Annotated in this window: 18 protein-coding genes and 2 pseudogenes; 8 read left to right on the top strand and 12 right to left on the bottom strand. The window is 53.5% G+C overall.

Annotated features, from left to right (window positions below; all coding sequences use genetic code 11):
* Positions 1-115: 115 nt before the first annotated feature.
* Positions 116-541, top strand: coding sequence for a GNAT family N-acetyltransferase (locus ACMGG9_RS17620; protein WP_033644074.1), 426 nt, complete (start codon positions 116-118; stop codon positions 539-541).
* Here the strand turns inward: ACMGG9_RS17620 and ACMGG9_RS17625 are convergent.
* On the bottom strand, positions 538-1761 hold the full coding sequence (locus ACMGG9_RS17625; protein WP_342174250.1) for an MFS transporter: 1224 nt from the start codon (positions 1759-1761) through the stop codon (positions 538-540). The genes ACMGG9_RS17620 and ACMGG9_RS17625 overlap by 4 nt on opposite strands.
* Positions 1762-1856: 95 nt before the next feature.
* Here ACMGG9_RS17625 and ACMGG9_RS17630 point away from each other — a divergent pair.
* The 3 genes and pseudogenes from ACMGG9_RS17630 to rluF form a co-directional block, all read left to right on the top strand.
* Positions 1857-2294, top strand: a pseudogene (locus ACMGG9_RS17630) (winged helix-turn-helix transcriptional regulator); the annotation flags it as partial.
* Between the two features lie 42 nt (positions 2295-2336).
* Complete coding sequence (locus ACMGG9_RS17635) at positions 2337-3140, top strand: aminoglycoside adenylyltransferase family protein (protein ID WP_369334399.1); 804 nt, start codon at positions 2337-2339, stop codon at positions 3138-3140.
* A 138-nt stretch (positions 3141-3278) separates the two neighbouring features.
* Positions 3279-4148: a 23S rRNA pseudouridine(2604) synthase RluF gene (rluF, locus tag ACMGG9_RS17640; protein WP_089192127.1), complete on the top strand. Its 870-nt coding sequence runs from the start codon at positions 3279-3281 to the stop codon at positions 4146-4148.
* Between the two features lie 110 nt (positions 4149-4258).
* Here the strand turns inward: rluF and ACMGG9_RS17645 are convergent, their stop codons facing one another.
* The 4 genes from ACMGG9_RS17645 to ACMGG9_RS17660 form a co-directional block, all read right to left on the bottom strand.
* On the bottom strand, positions 4259-4711 hold the full coding sequence (locus ACMGG9_RS17645; protein ID WP_033644077.1) for a DUF943 family protein: 453 nt from the start codon (positions 4709-4711) through the stop codon (positions 4259-4261).
* On the bottom strand, positions 4704-5507 hold the full coding sequence (locus tag ACMGG9_RS17650; protein ID WP_042785204.1) for a YPO3983 family protein: 804 nt from the start codon (positions 5505-5507) through the stop codon (positions 4704-4706). The genes ACMGG9_RS17645 and ACMGG9_RS17650 overlap by 8 nt, the downstream gene beginning before the upstream one ends.
* A gap of 181 nt (positions 5508-5688) precedes the next feature.
* Positions 5689-8736, bottom strand: coding sequence for an autotransporter domain-containing protein (locus tag ACMGG9_RS17655; RefSeq protein ID WP_414161600.1), 3048 nt, complete (start codon positions 8734-8736; stop codon positions 5689-5691).
* Between the two features lie 195 nt (positions 8737-8931).
* Positions 8932-9246, bottom strand: coding sequence for a hypothetical protein (locus ACMGG9_RS17660; protein WP_025303891.1), 315 nt, complete (start codon positions 9244-9246; stop codon positions 8932-8934).
* 175 nt (positions 9247-9421) lie between these two features.
* Here ACMGG9_RS17660 and ACMGG9_RS17665 point away from each other — a divergent pair, with 175 nt between their 5' ends.
* Positions 9422-10054, top strand: a complete 633-nt coding sequence (locus ACMGG9_RS17665; RefSeq protein ID WP_414161601.1) for a LuxR C-terminal-related transcriptional regulator — start codon at positions 9422-9424, stop codon at positions 10052-10054.
* Entirely contained in the window at positions 10051-11832 is a 1782-nt protein-coding gene (locus tag ACMGG9_RS17670; protein ID WP_414161602.1) for an ATP-binding protein, read from the top strand. The genes ACMGG9_RS17665 and ACMGG9_RS17670 overlap by 4 nt, the downstream gene beginning before the upstream one ends.
* A gap of 16 nt (positions 11833-11848) precedes the next feature.
* Here the strand turns inward: ACMGG9_RS17670 and ACMGG9_RS17675 are convergent, their stop codons facing one another.
* Positions 11849-12181, bottom strand: coding sequence for a type II toxin-antitoxin system RelE/ParE family toxin (locus ACMGG9_RS17675; protein WP_414161603.1), 333 nt, complete (start codon positions 12179-12181; stop codon positions 11849-11851).
* A 31-nt stretch (positions 12182-12212) separates the two neighbouring features.
* Entirely contained in the window at positions 12213-12440 is a 228-nt protein-coding gene (locus ACMGG9_RS17680; RefSeq protein ID WP_033651562.1) for a type II toxin-antitoxin system Phd/YefM family antitoxin, read from the bottom strand.
* A gap of 218 nt (positions 12441-12658) precedes the next feature.
* Here ACMGG9_RS17680 and ACMGG9_RS17685 point away from each other — a divergent pair.
* Positions 12659-12853 (top strand): annotated as a pseudogene (locus tag ACMGG9_RS17685) (hypothetical protein); the annotation flags it as partial.
* A 62-nt stretch (positions 12854-12915) separates the two neighbouring features.
* On the opposite strand, the gene ACMGG9_RS17690 reads toward ACMGG9_RS17685, so the two are convergent.
* The 3 genes from ACMGG9_RS17690 to ACMGG9_RS17700 form a co-directional block, all read right to left on the bottom strand.
* A complete protein-coding gene (locus tag ACMGG9_RS17690) occupies positions 12916-13110 on the bottom strand; it encodes a hypothetical protein (protein ID WP_127897174.1) in 195 nt (64 codons plus the stop codon).
* A 159-nt stretch (positions 13111-13269) separates the two neighbouring features.
* On the bottom strand, positions 13270-15384 hold the full coding sequence (locus ACMGG9_RS17695) for a peptidase domain-containing ABC transporter (RefSeq protein ID WP_414161604.1): 2115 nt from the start codon (positions 15382-15384) through the stop codon (positions 13270-13272).
* A complete protein-coding gene (locus tag ACMGG9_RS17700) occupies positions 15377-16654 on the bottom strand; it encodes an HlyD family secretion protein (protein WP_033644082.1) in 1278 nt (425 codons plus the stop codon). Before ACMGG9_RS17700 ends, ACMGG9_RS17695 begins: the two co-directional genes overlap by 8 nt.
* Positions 16655-16974: 320 nt before the next feature.
* Between ACMGG9_RS17700 and ACMGG9_RS17705 the strand changes: the two genes are divergently transcribed.
* Positions 16975-17292 (top strand): hypothetical protein, encoded by a 318-nt coding sequence (locus ACMGG9_RS17705; RefSeq protein WP_079007635.1) that lies wholly within the window; start codon positions 16975-16977, stop codon positions 17290-17292.
* A 77-nt stretch (positions 17293-17369) separates the two neighbouring features.
* Here the strand turns inward: ACMGG9_RS17705 and ACMGG9_RS17710 are convergent, their stop codons facing one another.
* Positions 17370-18995 carry a cholesterol oxidase substrate-binding domain-containing protein gene (locus ACMGG9_RS17710; protein WP_042785207.1) on the bottom strand — a complete coding sequence of 542 codons (1626 nt, stop codon included), beginning with the start codon at positions 18993-18995 and terminating at the stop codon, positions 17370-17372.
* A 128-nt stretch (positions 18996-19123) separates the two neighbouring features.
* Complete coding sequence (locus tag ACMGG9_RS17715; RefSeq protein WP_033644341.1) at positions 19124-19927, bottom strand: helix-turn-helix domain-containing protein; 804 nt, start codon at positions 19925-19927, stop codon at positions 19124-19126.
* Positions 19928-20106 lie beyond the last annotated feature (179 nt).

The following is a 20106-nucleotide window of genomic DNA, read 5'->3' on the forward strand; positions in this document are numbered from 1 at the left end:
TAATCCCTGCAGGGGATCATGCCAGCGGCGGCGCGGACAAACAAGCGATTAAATTGGCCCTGCGGGCATACGCCGCGCAATGCGCTATAGTGAGCACAAACCACCGGGAGATGCCATGCAGATAAGACCCTACCAAGAGACCGATCGCCCCTTCCTGCGCACGCTGTACCTGGCGTCGCGCAAGGCGGCGTTCGGCTGGCGCGATACCTCAAACTATCAGTTGGAAGATTTCGACGGCGCGACGCTGGGCGAAGCGATTTGGGTGGCGGAAGACGGCGGCGCGCTACTGGGATTTGTCTCCGTCTACCGCGAAGATAACTTCATTCATAACCTGTATGTCGATCCCCATCAGCCGCCGCGCGGCGTCGGCAGTGCGCTGCTGCATGCGGCGCAAGCCACCTTCACCGCCACCGGTTCGCTGAAATGCCTGGTGAAAAATGAAAAAGCGCTGGCGTTCTACCGCAAGCACGGCTGGCGCATCATCTCCACCGGCAACGACGGCGAAGAAGATTATTACCTGATGCACTCACCGGCCCGCTAGCCCTTACCCGCCGCATCCGGCATCCCGCGCAGCGTCAGCCGCCAAAACAGCAATGCGCTCAGGCTGACGCCCGCCCCCAGCCAGCAAACGCCGCTCCAGCCCGCCCAGACGTACACATGGGTGCCGGCAAAGGCGCCCAGTCCGCTGCCGACGGCGTAAAACAGCATGTAGCAGGCCACCAGCCGGCTGTGCGACTGCGGGTGTGCGCTGAAAATCATGCTCTGGTTCAGCACATGGATAGCCTGGCCCGCCAGATCCAGCAGCACGATGCCCGCCACCAGCCAAACCAGGCCGCTGCCGAGCAAACCGAGCGGCAGCCAGGCCAGCGTCAACAGCAGCAGACACGCGCCGCTGGCCGTCTGCCCCAGCCCGCGATCCGCCAGATGCCCGGCGCGCACTGCCGCCAGCGCGCCCACCGCGCCGACCAGGCCGAACGCTCCCACCGCGGCATGGGTGAAGTTGAACGGCGGCCGGCTCAGCGGCAACACCAGCGAACTCCAAAAGAGGCTGAAAGCGCCGAACATCAGCAACGCCAGCATGCCGCGAATTTGCAGCGTGCGGTCATGCAACAACAGGCTCAACATTGAACCCAGCAGCGCGGGATAACTCAGCGTGCTGGGAACAGTGCGTGGCGCTGGCAGCAGGCGCGACAGGATCGGCAGCAATACCAACGTCACTCCGGCAGAGAAGAAATACACCGTGCGCCAGCCACCAACGTCCGCCAGCGCGCCGGACAAGGTGCGCGCCAGCAGCAACCCCAGCACCACCCCGCCCTGTGCCGCGCCGACTACCCGCCCGCGCTCCTGCGGCGGCGCCAGGGCGGCGGCGAACGCGATCAGGCCCTGCGTCATGGCGGTGCCCAGTAGCCCCACCAGCATCATCCCCACCAGCAGCCAGGGCGCGCTGGGCGCCCAGCCCACCAACAGTAGCGCAGCAATCAGCCCCAGCTGTTGCCCCGCCAGCAATCGATGCCGGTTCAACCGATCCCCCAGCGGCACCACCAACAGCAACGCCAGCGCGCAGCCCAACTGAGTCACGGCGATCACCATGCCGACCGCCGCCAGGCTGATGGAAAAATCGCGGGCGATGGCGTCTAACAGCGGCTGCGCATAGTAAACGTTGGCCACGCTAAAGGCGCTGGCGGCGGCCAACAGCAGTACCAGGGCGGCCGGCAGGCGCCCTAATGCCGCACAGGGAGGATCCAGCAGTTTGTCGCTCATCGCACACCTCAATGTAGTTTCATTATTAAACCCAATGGACTTTAGGTGCAGAGGTTTTATAATGCAACCAGAATATGCAGCAGGAGATAATCGTCGTGAAACGTAAGAGCCTGGAAGACGCGCCGTGCCCGGTGGCGCGCACGCTGGATGTGATTGGCGACTGGTGGTCGCTGCTGATCGTGCGCGACGCCTTCGACGGCGTCACCCGCTTCAGCGAATTTCAAAAAGGGCTGGGGATGGCGAAGAACATCCTTACCACCCGGCTGCGCGCCCTGGTGACGCACGGCGTGCTGGAGATCGTGCCCGCCGCGGACGGCAGTGCCTATCAGGAGTATGTGCTGACCGAGAAAGGCCGCGCGCTGTTTCCGGTGATCGTTGGCCTGCGCCAGTGGGGGGAAGATCATTTGTTCGCCGAGGGAGAAGCGCACTCAACGCTGGTAGAAAGCGACAGCGGCCGCCCCGTGCCGCGCCTGACGCCGATCGGCAACGCCGGGCAGACGCTCACCCCGCTTAACACCCGGGTGGTGAAGGTGGGGGAACGGTTTGAGCCATCTTTTAACAATCGCCAATTAGCTATAAAAGAAACACTTCCAACCGAAATCGCCGCACAGATCGACGCCGCATACAATGTGCTGACAGAGCAACTCGGCGAGACACTCTTGGGCATCCATCTGTATGGATCTGCGGTCGATGGCGGTCTTAAACCCAACAGCGATATCGACATATTGGTCGTCATCAGCAAGCCGCTGATGTCAACCACTCGGGCCGCCCTCATGAAAGCTTTGCTGACCGTGTCGGCTCCGCCAGATGCCGACAGTATTTTTCGCCCGCTGGAAGTCACCGTGCTGGTACAGACCGACATCAAACCTTGGCGCTATCCGCCACGACGTGAGTTACAGTTTGGCGAATGGCTGCGTGAAGAGTTGCTGGTGGGAATTGTCTCCCCCGCCACCTTGGATCCTGATGTGGCGATCCTGCTTACCAAAGCCCGGCAGCATCATCGACATCTGTTCGGCGCCTCCTTTGAACTCCTGTATGACAGCGTCCCTCGCAGTGACTTCATCGCCGCGCTCACCGATACCCTGAGTCAATGGAAAGAACCTGATGACTGGCATGGCGACGAATGCAACATTGTGCTTGCGCTAGCGCGCATCTGGTTCAGCGCGGCAACCGGTCGGATCGCCCCCAAAGATGTGGCCGCCGAATGGCTGCTGGAACGCTTGCCATCTGAACACCAGCCGGTACTTAGCACCGCGCGGCGAGTTTATCTCGGACAAGCGATAGATGACCTGTCTCAGCATCAGCAGCCGTTGGCGGCATTCATCGGCTATGCCAAAACGACGATCGCAAGTCTATTGACGACAACAGCATCGCAATAAGACGCAGGCCTGTCGACACCACTTATCGTCTGCACTTTTTGATGCAGGGACGGATTTTGTTCATAGCCGCCGCCTCCTGCATGATTCGCTTCGCAGCGCCATCCGGGTAATGTATAGTCCGCGTTTTACGGAGATCCCATGCTGACTAACTCATCCATTCGTCTGAACAAATACATTAGCGAGAGCGGTATCTGCTCACGCCGCGACGCCGATCGATACATCGAACAGGGCAACGTTTTCATCAACGGTAAACGCGCCACCGTTGGCGCCCAGGTATTTGCCGGCGATGTGGTGAAGGTTAACGGTCAGCTGATCGAACCGCGCAATGAAGAAGATCTGGTGCTGATCGCGCTGAACAAACCGGTCGGCATCGTCACCACCACCGAGGACGGCGAGCGCGACAACATCACCGACTTCGTCAACCACAGCAAGCGCATCTTCCCGATCGGCCGCTTGGACAAGGATTCGCAGGGGCTGATCTTTCTGACCAACCACGGTGACCTGGTCAACAAGATCCTGCGCGCCGGCAACAATCACGAGAAAGAGTATCTGGTGACGGTCAACAAGCCAGTGACCGACGAGTTTATTCGCGGCATGGGTGCCGGCGTGCCGATGCTTGGCACGGTGACCAAAAAGTGCAAGGTGAAGAAAGAAGCGCCGTTCGTGTTCCGCATCACGCTGGTGCAGGGGCTGAACCGCCAAATCCGCCGCATGTGCGAACACTTCGGCTATGAGGTCACCAAGCTGGAACGCACGCGCATCATGAACGTCAGCCTGAAAGGCTTGCCGCTGGGCGAATGGCGCGATCTGACCGATGACGAGCTGATTGAGCTGTTCAAGCTGATTGAAGGCTCTTCGTCCGAGGCTAAACCGATGAAGAAAGCCCCGGCCAAATCTGCCCCGGCGAAAAAACCGAGCGCCGGCGGACCGAAAAGCGCCGATAAAACCGCTGCGCCGGCCGGCCGCAAGCGCTTTACCCAGCCAGGACGCAAGAAAAAAGGGCGTTAAACGTCCTTCCCTGCTCAGCCCGCCGTTGCGCGGGCTTGGCGAGGGCGAAACCCTGACCACCACCTAGACGAGTCTGATTGAAAACGAGGAAAATCAGGGGGTAAGAGTCACTATTTTTTTAACAGCGTGGTCTTACCGTCAGGCTCTTGAGCAAAAGTCTTCCCATCCAGACTGATAAAAATCCTTTTATTAGCATCACCATTAATAATCATCGCTATATCCTTATAGATACATTTGTTCTTGGCATCGCCCTCGGCAAAACAATGATAGTCATCAACACTTCCATCATTGCTACCCGTCGGAGCGGCAACATAGCCGTCAAAATTCATTACGGCAACGGTAAAGTGACTCTCGTCTTTGATAATATGATATTTTTCCTGAAGTTTATCTTTATTATCATTCCACCAAGATATTTTACCTTCCGTGGTCAACGGAAGGTATTGAACATAAACAGCAGCACCATCAACCCGCACAACATTAGCCGGCCTGACAAGCACCCAAACCAACCAAAAAGCCGCTACGGCAACCAAAGAAAAGAACGCAACCTTTTTCTTGTTAAGCATAGTTTTCACCTGTCACTATTATCTTCGCGCCAAAGTTGGTGAAAAAGGGTCTAAACGCGAACTCTTTATACCTTTGAAGTACAAACCAAATCCTGAAAAAACCAATAGAATTAAACTTTAACTTGCTAATATCTTCTTTATCCAATCCAAAATGATCCTGAGCTTTATAGCTAATCACGGCAGTATATCTATTACCTTGAAAAACCAAAGAATCAACACTGATCTCTGTACTGTTGACCTCATGTACACTGACTCCCATTCCATTTATGCAGTCTTCCCAGCGAACATACTTTGGCAAACGGCTCTGTGATAACTGAAGAGCGAATGCCTCTTTATTCAGCCGATATGAGTTAAAGTCAAAGGTGTCGAGAACACTTTTAATTCGAATTAGCGTACTATTTTCTGATTTATCGCTCAGTATCAGCCTTTTATAGGCTAAATCCATTTGAACATCTTGAAAGTCAGTTCCGTTATTGCACTGCATATGATTGAAAAGCTTAACTATCAAGCCTTGATAAACGCCAGTAAAAGAAAAGTATCTCGATGCAGCTCTCAGCTCATCAAAAAGCATGGCAACCGCCTTTTCTTTTCCTGCTGCCGGAATATTTCGCGTTGCCGGATGATCATAGGGCGATTTATAAGTACTCCAATCGATAAACGTTGATACTTGCCCCAAGCGATACCGTTGCTTAAGTGTACGTTCATCCATATCGCCATATTGCATATCATCCGCAAAACGGTCGTTAAAAGGCTTCTTGCTGGTGAAAATCGTTAACGGCCTTGTCAATTCACGCATTGGAAAATCAGTCCCTTGCCCATACCAATAAGAGCATTAATCATACAGGCAATCCCGCCCTGCTCATATCGGGAAATGTCTTAGCGCCCCCTTACTCAGGCTCACGGGAAACTTAATGCCCACCATAAAAAAGGCCCGCATCAAGCGGGCCTGCAAGTACCAGAGAAGTCTAGAGGAAAAATCAGAACGACCAGCGCAGGTTGGCGTTGACCGAATTGACGCGGGTATCGGCGCCGAATTGCCCCTGATAGCCGACATCCAGCGTCGCAGCGCGCGACAGCTTCACGCTCACGCCGATATCGCCCACCATCACGTTGTCATCCACGGCCTGGCCCTGAGTGACGAACGCGTCGCTGCCGGCAAACGCCATGCGCGATGAGGTGTTCTTATCGCCGTAGGCATGTTGCCAGCCGAGCGAGCCGTAAAGGCTGACGTTCTTCGGCAGTTCAGTCACGCCGCGCACCCCGAGCGTGGAGTAGAAGGTGTCCATCGTTTCATTGCGCACGCTCAGCGCCGCCGCGCCACCCGACTCCTGGAAGCTGTCGGTATGCAGGCGGATGTAGCTCAGGTTGATGAACGGTTCGACGTTCATCTCCGGTTGGCCGAAACGGTAACCCGCTTCGGTGAACGCCAGCAGCGAGTTCGCGTCATAATCCGACTTCAGCCGATCCGAGAAGCCGCTGAAATCGACGTTGCGCTTGCCTTCAATCTTGTGCCAGGTGTAACCCAGCGCGCCGCGCAGCGAGAACGCATCCTGTTGCCCGGCCGCATACAGGCCGAGGTGGTAGTTGTCGGTATCGGCCTTGGAGCGGCGGCTGTCGACGTCATAATCGCCGCGGCTGTAACCGAAGTAACCGCCGATGCGCACGTTATGGTCCGCCAGCTTGCGATCCGCCCCCAACAGGAAGCCGGTGGTGTTGCCATCCAGCTTGCCCACGTTGCCGTTGCCGCTGTTCCTGCCCCAGGAACTGAAGGTCTGGCCCCAGACGCCGCTGTTTTGCGCCTGCGCCGGTTGCACCAGCGACATCGCCAACGGCGGTACCGGCAGACTGTCATTGTCGAACAGGCGCAGCATGCGCTGGTTCAGCACGTTGAACAGCTGGGTGCTGCCGGCGATCAGGTTAGACTGCATCGACGGATAGACTTCGCCGGACAGCTGATTGAACGCCTCACGCGCTTCCGGCGCGCTCAGCAGCAGCAGCGAGTTGTACAGCGCCAGTGAAGGACCGCGCTGCGCCAGCGTGGAGAGCGCGCCGGCGGTATTCCACTGGTTGCCGCTCTCGGCCACCGTTTGGAAAATGCCCTGCTTGCCGCTGCCTGGATTCTCGCCCCCCGGATTTTCCCCGCCTGGGTTTTCTCCGCCCGGATTCTCGCCCCCTGGATTCTCACCGCCAGGGTTTTCTCCGCCCGGATTCTCACCACCTGGATTTTCCCCACCCGGATTCTCGCCGCCTGGGTTTTCACCGCCGGTGTCTTTCTGCGCGATGGTCAGATCCACGGCGTTGGCGCTGTGTTTTAACGCCACATCGAGGAAGGCAGACTTGGAGACCGCCGACGCGAACTGGCCGTCAATACCGCCGTCCGAGGTCAGAATGCGGTAGCTTTGGCCGGTTTTATAGCTGGTTTGCGGATCCAGCGCCGTAACCTGCACCTTGGCCCGATCGCTGATGGTGGTTTTGCCCGCCACCAGCAGTTGATCGCTGCGGCCGTCGCCGGCGATATCGACGTCATAGAAGGATTCGCCGATAAAGTTCAGGTAGCGTTTCAGCGTCAGCGTGCCGATATTGCCGTCGCCGGGCGAGATATGGCCGCCGGACTGGATCTCGGTCTGGCCCAGCGTGCCGTTGCCGCCCAGCGTGCCGCCGGCCTTGATCGACGCGGCGCTGCTGTAGCCGAGCCCGTTATTGACGTCGGTGCCCGCCGTCGCGTTAAGGATCAGCGTGCCGCCGTTCTCGGCGCCGAGGGTTTGGATCTCGAAGATGTCGTCTTCTTTCTGGGTATTGATGTCGCTGGCGATGATGAGCTTGCCGCCGCGTGCGGTGACGTTCGCCTGCAGCTCAGAGAGATCGCCGTTCAGCGTCGTGTGCCCGGCGCTGTTGATCACCTCGCCTTCGCCGCTCATCTTGTTGCTGAAAACGTAATTGCCGTCGGTATGGTTAAAGTACACATAGCTGCGGAACAATCCGCCTCGCAGGGCGATCGCCGTCTGGGCATCGATGGCGCCAGCGGCGCCCGCCGCGCCGAGCGTCGGTTCGGTCAACCCGGTGCCGGTGTCCATATTGCCGCGGCTGCCGATAATCAGCGCGCCGCGGTTCGAGCCGGAACCGGTCTTGCCCAGCACCACTTCGTTGCCGCCGGCGGAGAATGTCCCGCCGTCCATGACCGCCAACACGCCATTGCCGTAATCGCCGACGTTGACGCTGCTGCCGCTGGTAAACCGTGAGCCGTTGCCGGCGATCGTCAGCTCAGCGGTTTTACGCGCGCCCGAGACGCCCGCCACCTGAATATTACCGACGTTAACCGCAGCGCCGTTCAGCACGTCCAGATCGCCGTAGAGCGTGAGCGCACGGCCGACGTTCCACTGGGAATTGGCCCCCTTGACCGTGGCTTTCGGGCTCAGCGTATCGGTCTCACCCGGCCCGCTGCCATTGCCGATGCGTGCGTCAAAGGCGGTGTTCAGCACAGCGCCGTCTTCAATCGCCAGCGTGGAACGTGCCCCCAGATCGGTGCCGACGCTGAGAAAATTGCTGGTAACGCGAGAACCGGCGCCGGTGGCGATAAGGTGGCTGTCATAGCCACGGGTGGTGCCAACCACGATCTCTTTCGCGCTGGCCAGCGCACCCTCTTCAACCCGCAAAGTGCCCCGCCCCAGATTGAGGCCGCCGCGCAGCACGAACTGATCGTTCACCGCATTCAGCTCGGCGTTCGGCCCGCGGACCGTGACTACGCTGTCATGAATTTGGCCGTTGAACATCCGGCCGATATTGATGTTATAGGCGCTGATCTTGCCATTCTCGATCAGCAGGTTGCCGCTTTGGTTACGGCCGACGTAAACGTCCCCGGTGTAGGCCAATGATTCGGTAATTTTTGAGTCGCCGTCAAAAATGGCATCGTCTGCGCGAGCGATATCGGCGGGCGCCAGCATCAACAGCGGCGCGGAAAATAGAGCGAGGTAAAGTTTGGAAAGCGGTGTTTTAACCGCTAAAGAATGCGATGTCGTGTCATTCACGGGCTATCTCCGTACTCGTTAGCGTGATGTCGCGGAATGTATTGTTATAAGAAAACTCAATGCGCTAGAGGAGGTATGAGGCGTTATTCCGCGCACGCAGGTTTATTGATCGTCGAAGCAAAAGCTTATTGCCCCCCGGCGCTGGCGCTCCGACGATGGAAAACCAGGAAGCGGCAATACCGCCTCCAAAGCGAATTATTTATGGGTGACTACCGGTGTACAGGTCGGCGCGCTCAGCGACGGCGAGGAGCCTAAAATTCCCGGCATCATCAGCGATGAACAATCGAAAATTCGGCCTTTCTCTGTGGTGGCGCGATAAGAAAGTTTTTGGCCGCCCAGCGCATCCGGCTGCGCGCCATTGACATTGGTCACGGTAATTTCGTCCGATGAACCCAGGCCCAGCATTTTAGCGGTTTCCGCCTGCAGCAGCGGAATGGCCTGATCGGTTTTCAGGGTGGAACAACCGGCTATCATCATCGTAACGGTTAAAGCGATAAGTGGTTTCTTCATAAATTATCCTTTATAACCAATCAGTTAAAAATACCGATTGGCTTTATGTTTTCTCTTATCCAAATCCTCGAATAATATATTTCCCTTTCCTAAACGAAAAAACCCTCCTAAAGTAGGGAGGGTTGATAATAACTCATCAGACCTATCTGATATTTGAAGGCGAAAGGAGAATCCTTTGGGGCAGGATTATGCGTTGGTCGTTGATGACCATCCATTGGTAGCAAGCGGCATCGCTAATTTTCTCAGCACGCATTGCCGATTCAAACAGGCGCATGTGGTGACCACAGAAGAGAATTGCTACCGTCATATTAGGGAAAACGGCCCGCCGCGTTTACTGGTGATCGATTTTTGGCTCTCTTCCGGTACGGCGTTGAAATTACTCAAAGAAGTAAAGCAACTTTATCCTCAGGTGCGGATCTTGGTGGTTAGCGGCGACGAGAATAACGATATCTGGCAGAAAGTGCACACTGCCGGCGGGCATGGATTTGTATTAAAAAACGAACCTCCTGAATTATTCGCCAAGGCGGTCTTTGCACTGAACGATAATCATGAATGGTTTCCTGAAGGGAATGAATTCGCCGTTAAAAGCAACCACGAGCATTTAAAAAAATTTAATTTAACCCCACGACAAATTGACGTATTAAATATGATGATGCGCGGCCTGCCCAATAAAAGGATCGCCGCGCAGCTGTCTATTTCCGAACCCACCGTCAAAGAACACATCAGCAATATTTTGAAAAAGATCGGCGTCAACAGCCGAGTGGAAGCCATTACGCTGTTGCACGGCAAACGGGAGCCGTCGCAATGAGATTTTTCCAGCATTTACAAAATGATGGCATCTCACCACGCGCGCAGATCCGCCTGCTGGACAACACCTTCATGCGATTGGTGTTCAGCTTTACCGCCGTACCTTTCGTCGGCATCCCTTTCGCCATCTGGATTTATTTGCTGGGGGATGAACTTGGCCCAACCATTGCCTGGATCATGGTTTACCTGCTATGCGCCGTGGCGATCAGAATATGGCATCGGCGCTACCTGCGCGAGGCCAAAGAAAATGATGAAGACACCGTGCTGCGCCGCTGGCTGCCGCGCATTAATAAGGTGGCCTTTATTCACGGGCTGGGGATCTCCTCACTCTATTTAATTACCCCGCAGACCCATAACTTTGATTTTTTCCTGCTGCTCAATATCAGCATCGCCGCGATCGTCGCCGCCAACGCAACGCATCTGACGCCCGTCATCAGCACCTTTACGCGTTTTTTCTTCGCCTCCTGGGGGCTGCTGAACCTCGGCATCATCTGGCGGCTGGAAGACGTGATGTTCATCGTGCTGATGCTGAACTTGCTGTACGGTTTCGCCATTTATCGCCACGCGTTAACCTCACATGCGTTCTTTATTCAGCAAGCGCTGCTCGAAGAGCAAAGTTCGCGCCTGGCGGAACAGTTCCGCCAGGCCAAAGAAGAGGCGGAACAGGCGCTGTTGGACAAGAACCAGTTCCTGACCACCGCCAGCCACGATCTGCGCCAACCGGTGCACGCCATGGGTTTTCTGATCGAAGCCATCATCCACAAAAACCGGGACGACAGCCTGACGCCGCAGCTGCTGGATTTGCAGCAGAGCGTGCGCTCAGTGCATCTGATGTTCAATTCGCTGCTTGATCTCAGCAAGATCGAATCCGGCAACGTGCGCACCGCCGCCACCCATGTGGATATCGGCGCACTGCTCGACTCAGTGATCACCCTGTTCCGCGAAGAGGCCAACAGCCGCTCGCTGGCGCTGCGCACCTGGCGGCCCAGGCGGCCCATCAGCGTGATGGGCGATCCGCTGCTGGTGCGGCAATCGCTGATCAATCTGATCCAAAATGCCCTGCGCTACACGCAACGGGGCGGCGTACTGATCGCCATCCGCCCGCGCGGCGCCGAGTGCCTGGTGGAAGTGTGGGATACCGGCGTAGGCATCGCCGACGAAGAGAAAAGCAAAATCTTCTCCCCTTATTACCGCCCCGAGCTGGCGTGGAAGATAGACAGCGCCGGGCACGGGCTAGGGTTGGCGGTGGTAGCGCGCTGCGCCAAGCTGATGAAGGTGAAGTACGGCATGCACTCCGTCGAGGGCAAAGGCTCGCGCTTCTGGATGCGCTTTGCGCAATACATCGGCGAAGACAAAGCGCCGGAGATCGCGGCGACGTACGACAACACCGCCACGCCCACCCGCTACGCGCCGCTGCGGGGATCCTGCCTGGTGGTGGACGACGATCCTTTGGTGACCTCCGCCTGGGAAAGCCTGATGAGCACCTGGGGCATCACCGTGCGCTGCGCGGCCTCCGCCGAGGAAGCCTTCGCCATCGTCGACGACGGCTTTACGCCGTTCGCCGTGCTGTGCGATCAACGCCTGCGCTCCGGCGAGAGCGGTTTCGACATCCTCAAAGCGTTGTTCGAACGCCTGCCGGACGTGAGTGGCGCCATGGTCAGCGGCGAGTTCAATTCGCAAGTTCTGCAAGAGGCCGAGCAGGAAGGCTATCTGGTGCTGCGCAAGCCGCTGGAACCGGCCAGGCTGCATGCGCTGTTGACGCAGTGGGGGGCCGGCTAGCGCATATTGAGGGCGATCAGGCCATGATCAGACGCTTAAACAGCAGCTGCTGAATGTCCTGCCGATGTGACAAAATCGCATGTGCTGTTACCACCCTTCCGTCGACAGAATACAAAACCCGGTAACCTTCAGGGTGGTTAAACTCCCGGTACTTTGCGCAGCCGATTTTCAGCAGCTCGGGGCAAATCTGGCATCCCTGTGGAAACTGGCCAACGATGCGCTCAAACTGAGTGAGAATGTCTGCGATAACCGGGCGTGGCTCAACATCAATACGGCGCAGGAAACCCGCTATTGTGCCGATGCAGTGCTTTACCGTAAGCGTGTACTCAAAGGTCACCTGCTGTTCCATTGCAATCCTTTAATGTTGAGCACTGTAATGCTTAAAGCCCATCCAACAGCTGTTCCTTTGAGAACACGCACCCTTCCGCTTTATCCTTCTCTGACAGCGTCAGCAATTTCAGCAGAGCAATGGCGTTCTCTCGCTCCTGCTGCTGCTCATAGGATTCTATCACGTAGGCGGGAACCCCATTTTGCGTGACCAGGATAGGTTCAGAGAGATCGAGCGTGGCCGCGTTTTTTTTAACGTAGCTGATGGTCTCTACTTTCATCGTGCCCCCAGGCGCTACCAATCACATTAAGGTCTGAATATAGTCTATATTTAGACCAAAAACAATAATCTGCTTCAAACCTCATGATTGAAGCGAGGCAGAAAATAGCATAGCCATATAAAGAAAAATCCTCTGTGAAAACAAAAGATGGTACAGGCAAGCGAGACGAATCCGCCCTATCTACCAGCGCCCCCTTTTCGTCATCAGTTACCCTGACCTTATTCGAACGCCTGCCGGACGTGAGCGGCGCCATGGTCAGCGGCGAGTTCAACTCGCAAGTTCTGCAAGAGGCCGAGCAGGAAGGTTATCTGGTGCTGCGCAAGCCGCTGGAACCGGCCAAGCTGCATGCGCTGTTGACGCAGTGGGGGGGCAAGTTAACTACACAGATGGCGCAGGTTATCCGCCAGCAATAAGGCAGGCTCAATGAATAAAACATTAAGCCTGCCGTATTTTACGCTGCGTTATCTAAATACGATTAATCGCATTTAGGCGGTTCTGGTTTGCAAACCGGCGGCTCAGGTTTACATACCGGCGGTTTTGGCGTGCAACCGCCCCAGGCATTATTCCACGCGTTTCCCCAGCTGTTAACAACCTTGCCGATAATAGCCAGACCCAGGCCAATCGTTGCGCCGTTCACCTGCTGAACTTCTGTTGAGTTTAATTCTCTCATTTTTCATCTCCATTCACTAAAAAGAATCAATTAAAAAAGACTGCTTTTTATGAACCGTCGGTTCACGCTTTAGGTATAAGGCGCTCGATAAATTAACTCAATAACAAAAATCTTAATTAAAGATGAAATAAATATAAAATTTCATATTTCATCAAACAATTACGCTATTGCATTTACAGGTTGCAATGTAATTACCCGTTCTGCCGATGCAATCGTCGATGGCCGATGAGCAATAATAACGCGGGTCATTTTCAACGAGGATATGGCTTCGTTCACCCTTTTTTCATTGTCCAGATCTAAATGACTGGTGGCTTCGTCCATAAACAGAATACTGGGCCTTCGATATAACGCGCGGGCGATAAGCACCCGCTGTTTTTGCCCGCCGGAAAGGCTACCCCCCAATTCGCCCACCAACGTTTCATATCCCATCGGCATTTTCATAATATCGTCGTGAATATTGCAATGCTTGGCGCATTCAACGATAAATTCCGTATCGGGATGAGCATCAAAACTGCATATGTTCTCGGCAATTGAACCGGCAAGCAGTTTATCTTCTTGCAATACACATGCGATGCACTCCCGATAATTATTAATGCCGATATCATGAATGTTAATGCCGTTGATAAACAAACGCCCTTCCGTCGGTTCCAACAGCCCGCACATCAGCTTCATCAACGTGGTTTTGCCAACGCCTGAAGGCCCGACGATCGCCACGCTTTCTCCCGCCGCGATCTGCAGGCTGAGCCCGGGGATCACTGGGCGCGAAAGGCTGTCATATTGATAAAGCAGATCGCGCACTTCAAAAGTCACCGCCTCGTTGGGATTGCATATCTTGCGATAGGGCTTTTCTTCCTCTGTCGTAGAAAGCACGATGTCCGCCAGCCTTTCATTATGCAAATTCAGCATTCGCAGCCGGATTACCATATCGATAAGATTTGACGCGCGATCGGAGAATTGCCCCCGATAGGCATTAAAGGCGACAAACATGCCTAATGTCATTTGACTGTCGATCACTAAAGACGCGCCCAACCACAAGATAACGATTTGATCGCAGGCCGCAAGAAACGCATTCACGCCGCCAAAGAACATATCGAGCTTCGTTACCCGAATATTGGCGTTTGCCGTATCGATATTTAAATTTAACCAGAACTGCGAACGCGTTCCCGCCAACCCCAACGACTTCAGCGTCGCGATGCTGTACAGCGTCTCCATAAAATGTGAACTGGCTTTCGCCGACTTCACCAATTGCTCCTCGGACGCTTGCCGATAATAGCGATAGGTCGAAAGGCGCAGCAGAACATATAAGACCGTAAAGCCGGAGGCTACCCACACCAGCCAGCCGCCGTACATGAACATCATGATAAATACGCCGACCGACATGATGCCATCAATGATGCTGGAAACGATACTGGTGGTAAACGTGGTGCGAATGGCGTCCAACGAGCCAAAGCGCGATTGAATATCACCCAGCTTGCGCTTTTCAAAATAGGCAAGCGGGAGCTTCATCAGATGATCAAACAGCCCTGATTTCCACTGTATATCGATCAGCGCGCCCATCACGATGGAGATCCACGAGCGAAACATCGAAACGCAGGTGCGGAACAAGATAAAAAACAGTAAACCGACGCAAATAATGACCAATAAATTATGGTCGCCGGCCTGGATGACGTGGTCCATCACCAACTGAGTCCCGACGGGCATCAGCAGGTTGACGGCCTCAATGACCAGCGACAGCGCGAAAATTTTTACCAGCGCGCTTTTAAGACCGGTGACATTGCTGAGCAGTTTTCTAAAGTGCAGGCGATTTTTCTGCACCACAGGCGTGAATTCACTGCTTGGCCATACCTCTAAAGCGATTCCGGTAAAATGAAGGGAAAACTCCTGCAGGCCGATAACCCGGCGGCCAAATGCCGGATCGTGCAGGGTTATCCGCCCACCGCGAATGTTGACCAGGACCACAAAGTGATTCATATCCCAGTGCAATATGCAGGGCCTTTTCACCTGGTGAATCTCATCCAGGCTCAAGGATAGAGCCCGCGTTTTCAAATTGAGATTCTCGGCGATCGCGATCAGCGAGCTCAGGGTGGCGCCGCGGGCCGAGATATCAAACTTCTGGCGCATCGACAGCATATCGATGTGCATGCCGTAATAGCCGCACACCATCGCTAAACTGGCCAGCCCGCATTCGGCGGCCTCCGTTTGCAAGACCTGCGGCACTTTTCTTCTGAGCGACAGGTTCAGCTTGCCAACGATATTCTCATAAACTTTATTCACGAAGTGGCCCCGACACACTGTTTTTCATGTCATAAAATGGCGCGAACATCCATTGGTAGATGGGTCTTTTCTCCAGGAAAAGCGTGGCTTGCGCCTTCATGCCGCTTGAAAGGTTCAGCTTCTTTCCCTGATAGCCGAATTGCGTGTTATCGATAGCCACCAGCACTTTGTAGTACGACTCAACCAGTTCAGCCGATTGTCGAGTTGGCGAACTGCTGTAAGTGGACATTTCCTGAATTGATGCGGGAACATAAGCGATGCTTTCGATCACGCCGGGAAACTGACCAAATTTTTCATACGGAAAAGCGTCATAGCGAACGTTGATGTGATCGCCTCGGCTCACGTAAGGCACGCTGCTGTTGGGCAACCATAAAACCAGATAATAGATGGCATGATTACTGGGGATTAATTGCGCCAGGCTGTCTCCCGTATTGACCATTTGCCCAGGCGTCACGCTGAGCGATTCAACGCGCCCGTCCGCCGGCGCATTGACAATCAACGAGCCGCTGGCGTCCGCTTCGGCCAGCTGCCGCAGGAGATCATTGCGCTGAAATTGATATTGTGAGATTTGATTATCGAAATCGGACGCTCTTGTCGCGAGATCGCTATTCAGGTTAGTTATCTGCAAAGACTCTTGAATGCTTTGGTTATAGAGACTGTGGAACGTACTCTGCTGCTGATAGTAGAGGTAAACCTGGTTATTCAGCTGATCCCGATTAATGAGCCCCTTACTGCGATACTCATCGTAATTTTTCATGGTTTCGCGCATGAAGTTAACGCCGTTGCGTGAATTCTCGACCATCTGTTTGGACTGGCTGTGCGCCAGTTTATATTGGTCAATCTGCGCTTGCAGATTGACCAGGGTCGTTTTCTTGTTCGCCTCCAATTTGGCGATGATGCTATCGACCTGCGCCAGTTGATTTTCTATCGCCTGCCGCGTGCTTGCGCTGACGGTGCCGGAATCCGTCACCCTGCTGACGTCTATCTGATAAAGATGCTGCCCTTTTTTTACCTGATCGCCCACATTGACAAAGCGTTGTGCAATGAATCCCTGCTGAGTAGCAAATATGTTGACCGATCTTGGCAGCGTCGTGACCTCTCCGCCCACGCTGATACGCCGGGTATAACCGCCATAGGTCACGAAAATGATCAGCACAGAAACGAATGAAAGTGAAATGCCCGCGATGACCCAGGCCGGCAACCCTGCAATTAACAATGCTTTTCCTGCCCATTTAGAACGACTGTGCGATAAGGCCTCTTCCCTAAACAAATTCTGACCTCTCCATATATAACGACACCGTTCATTTTTATCTTTTCCCTGGCCCAACACGGCGCTTATTTAGATTTAGTCTTTGTTGGCAAAACCCACAAGTAATAATAATCTTAAAAAAACACAAAACTGCTGAAACGTCACAAAAAGTGCGACCCTAATATTAGCGACGGCGTTATGAGTTGCATATTTCAACGCCGACCTCTTTAATCTAAGCGTATTCTCATCAAGCCGTCATTCACAGAGGCTGCGAGAATTAAGCGGCGAAACGCTTTACGTTTCGTTCCTGAGGTATAGGGATAAAGTTGAAAGGATTTACTATGAAAGAGCTAAATACTGCAGAGATCGAAATCGTTTCTGGTGCGGGGATTATTTCCGATACGGCAAGCTTTGTATCAGGATTTGCCGGCGATGTTATCATTGATACCGTAAAATTGGCCAATGATGCGCTTAATACCCGATTGATCTCTTCCGTAGGCCAAGGGTTCAACGCGATCGGTTTTGGCTTGGGCGCCGTTCATAATGTCGCGGACTCGCTTGGCTATGCGGCATTTAAAAGCGTTGCAGCCGTAGGCTCCCTGCTGGGCGGGGATGCAAGCCGTATCGAATATCATTACGAGAAAGAATGGGGTGCTTGAAAACAAGCGGCTCCCTCTGAAAGGTTAATGATGCTAACCACCTGCCCAATCAGGTGGTTATTTCAATTACGCACTCACTAACTCTTCTGTTTGAAAACCGCTTTGGTCAATGGAGAGGAGAACACGTTGTGCGGATCGTACTTATTCAGCACGTTGCAGGCATGATTCCAACTGTCATTGTTCCCTGCCCCTGCATTAAAGCTGCGCGGAATGTTTTCTTCGAGTACGGTTTTATCCTGCCACGCGGCCTGTGACGTATAACCCCAGCCTTTACTCCACTCTACGCGAACCGTCGCATAGTCGCCCGCATAGTGGCTAAAAATCCATTTTTCCATTTCACTATAGAATTTATTGGCATCCGGCGTATCGGGCATGGTCAGAATATCCAACCAGATCGCGACATCCCATTCCGGATGGGATTCAACGGGGCGAATAGCCGAAAGATCGGGAGCAATGGCATTGGCCACCGCGCTCTCTTTTGCACTGTCCAATCCGGTGACGCGAATTTCAATCGGGCCATTCATCGGAAATGAATTCTTGCGCTGGTAATCGGCCACCATTTCTTCATATTTTTTCGTGAAATCGTGCAATACGTTTTGAATATTGCTCCGCTTCGTGATTATCGCGTAACCATTGGCCGTCACGCGCAGCGTTGTCGGCTTCACATACAGCAGCAGATCCTTGCTCCACCCCCACAGATCCGCCGACACGGTGGCCCCTAAACCAATGCTGACCAACTCCATCTGCGCCTTGCCGAGTGTCGGGGTCAGCTCCGGGTGGCCATTATTGATTTTTTTAATGATATCGGAAATTTTAACCGGCAAATTATCCGAGAACGGATAGTTAAATGGACCATTAACCGGTTTTGACACTTTTGGGAAGCTGTCTTCTTGCTTCCACACTTTCAGCCATGGTTTTTCCGTGAACGGGAACCAAATGACTTCAACGCGCCCGCACAGATCCAAGAAATGGCTGAAGGTATTTTTTGTCGTGCTTGCAGTGGAAAAAAGATCCGCCGCGGTGACATTAACATAACTTTGACAGCGTAAACGCCGGTTGCGCGGCACCTGCAGCGTCACTTCGCTGATAAAAGCCCGGCCGACATGCACCAGGAATGCCGAGCTCTCCGCATTATCACGCGTAAACTCCTTTAATTCATACTTCGACCGCGCCTGATCCCAGACGACAGCTTTTAGCGACACCACGCTATTGCTCACGGAACCAAAGCTGGCAAACTCAGCCAGAGGCTCATCTTTTGCCGGAATGCAGGTTCCATGGCCGCCGATGGCGAGCACGCCGCCCAGGGTCAGATCGCCAGGCGCCGGCGTCGCGTAAAAGCCGAGTTTCTTTTTTTCTAATTCAGTGAGCAAAGCCTGCATTGTCACCCCCGTTTGCGCGGTGACGTATCCATGCTCTCCCACTTTATTGATTGAGATGTTTTTGAATTTCCTGGTGAGGTCGATCAGCACGACATTGCTGTTATCCTCCCCGTTTGCAATAACGAGCGGGGACCAGTTGTGCTTGATGCCAACCGGACGCACGCAATATTTATTCTCATGCGCCCAGTTAATTACGGCCAAGAGCTCATCCGTATTTTGTGGATAGCAGGTCAGAATATGATTGCCGGAGATTTCTTTTGACCAATTAACAAAATTGACATACTCATAGCCCACAGGGAACGTGTTCAAACTAGAACTAGTCATAACTGACTTCCTTTTAAAATTAAAATAGATAGAGATAAAAACGGCAACAGCCCGAGCGCTAATTGATCACCCTGATAAGCACCTCCTTTTCCTTGGGATAATCCCTCTGTTTTACTGCCCGAATAGGGTCAAGACTTGCCAATATAAATCAACACTTTGACGTTAATTTCCGCGTATTGAAAATTCTTTTCTTTATGCAACTCAATTAAAAAGCCGTTTCTTATTCGCACGCCAAGCAAAGGAAGATAGGCGTCATAGATGCTGTCAAAAAAAACCAGGTATTCGTTCAACCTGCCGTTAAACTCGAACAACAAATACTGCCCTCTTATCAACGTCAGATTGCGTGTCTCGTAGTACCCTTTGCTGAGCGTTACTTCCCAACCGGATGAAGCCAACTTTACCGTGCGCATTGACGTATCGGTATTTTTCCCTGTGCGGCTGCCGTATTTCTGTCGCTCCTCTCCTCCAGAGCTGGAAGCATTCATCGAATGATAGAGAAAAAACTTATATCCCTTAAGCAGGTATATGTTCTTGGGCATTTCGATAAAATGATATGCTGACGGATTTTGTATTAAAAAGGGAGGGAGATGTTTGGAAAAGTCCCATTCCTGGCTCGTTCTAAAGTCCTTTGGGCTTTCACCGAAAAAGCGTTGAAAGGCGCGGCTAAAAGCCTGCTGGGAGCTAAAGCCGATAGCAGTAGCCACTTCCAATACTTTTAAATCAGACTGTTTGAGCATGACGGCAGACTTGCTCAGACGCCTATTTCTAATATACGTCGCTATTTTCATTCCCGTATAACGCTGAAACATTCTTTGCAAGTGCCATTTCGAATAACCAGACAAATCCGATAACTTTTCTATCGAGAGATCATGCTGTATATTCATCTCGATCAAATTAACTAGCTCGACCACAATACTATGCTGGTAACTCATAATGACATCCATGCCCTAACAAAACCCACCCTCAGACAACCTGCTCATTGGGCTTTTATCCATTAAAATGAAAAACAAAGCGCTGCCGCAATCATGCAATTAGGATTAGAATGTGAAAAACGATGAACCTTTTATAATTGATTGACAGAGAGATACTTCTTTTTGGGTAGACATCCTCC

This window comes from Serratia sp. BNK-10 (assembly GCF_047456065.1).
Classification (GTDB): domain Bacteria; phylum Pseudomonadota; class Gammaproteobacteria; order Enterobacterales; family Enterobacteriaceae; genus Serratia; species Serratia ureilytica.

Bases quoted from the DNA above. Each gene is read 5' to 3' on its own strand.
- ACMGG9_RS17660 (WP_025303891.1), bottom strand. From the start codon at position 9,246: ATGAAGAAACCACTTATCGCTTTAACCGTTACGATGATGATAGCCGGT.
- ACMGG9_RS17650 (WP_042785204.1), bottom strand. From the start codon at position 5,507: ATGCGTGAATTGACAAGGCCGTTAACGATTTTCACCAGCAAGAAGCCT.
- ACMGG9_RS17680 (WP_033651562.1), bottom strand. From the start codon at position 12,440: ATGAAAGTAGAGACCATCAGCTACGTTAAAAAAAACGCGGCCACGCTC.
- ACMGG9_RS17705 (WP_079007635.1), top strand. From the start codon at position 16,975: ATGAAAGAGCTAAATACTGCAGAGATCGAAATCGTTTCTGGTGCGGGG.
- ACMGG9_RS17620 (WP_033644074.1), top strand. From the start codon at position 116: ATGCAGATAAGACCCTACCAAGAGACCGATCGCCCCTTCCTGCGCACG.
- rluF (WP_089192127.1), top strand. From the start codon at position 3,279: ATGCTGACTAACTCATCCATTCGTCTGAACAAATACATTAGCGAGAGC.
- ACMGG9_RS17710 (WP_042785207.1), bottom strand. From the start codon at position 18,995: ATGACTAGTTCTAGTTTGAACACGTTCCCTGTGGGCTATGAGTATGTC.
- ACMGG9_RS17690 (WP_127897174.1), bottom strand. From the start codon at position 13,110: ATGAGAGAATTAAACTCAACAGAAGTTCAGCAGGTGAACGGCGCAACG.
- ACMGG9_RS17645 (WP_033644077.1), bottom strand. From the start codon at position 4,711: ATGCTTAACAAGAAAAAGGTTGCGTTCTTTTCTTTGGTTGCCGTAGCG.
- ACMGG9_RS17675 (WP_414161603.1), bottom strand. From the start codon at position 12,181: ATGGAACAGCAGGTGACCTTTGAGTACACGCTTACGGTAAAGCACTGC.
- ACMGG9_RS17625 (WP_342174250.1), bottom strand. From the start codon at position 1,761: ATGAGCGACAAACTGCTGGATCCTCCCTGTGCGGCATTAGGGCGCCTG.
- ACMGG9_RS17715 (WP_033644341.1), bottom strand. From the start codon at position 19,927: ATGAGTTACCAGCATAGTATTGTGGTCGAGCTAGTTAATTTGATCGAG.
- ACMGG9_RS17670 (WP_414161602.1), top strand. From the start codon at position 10,051: ATGAGATTTTTCCAGCATTTACAAAATGATGGCATCTCACCACGCGCG.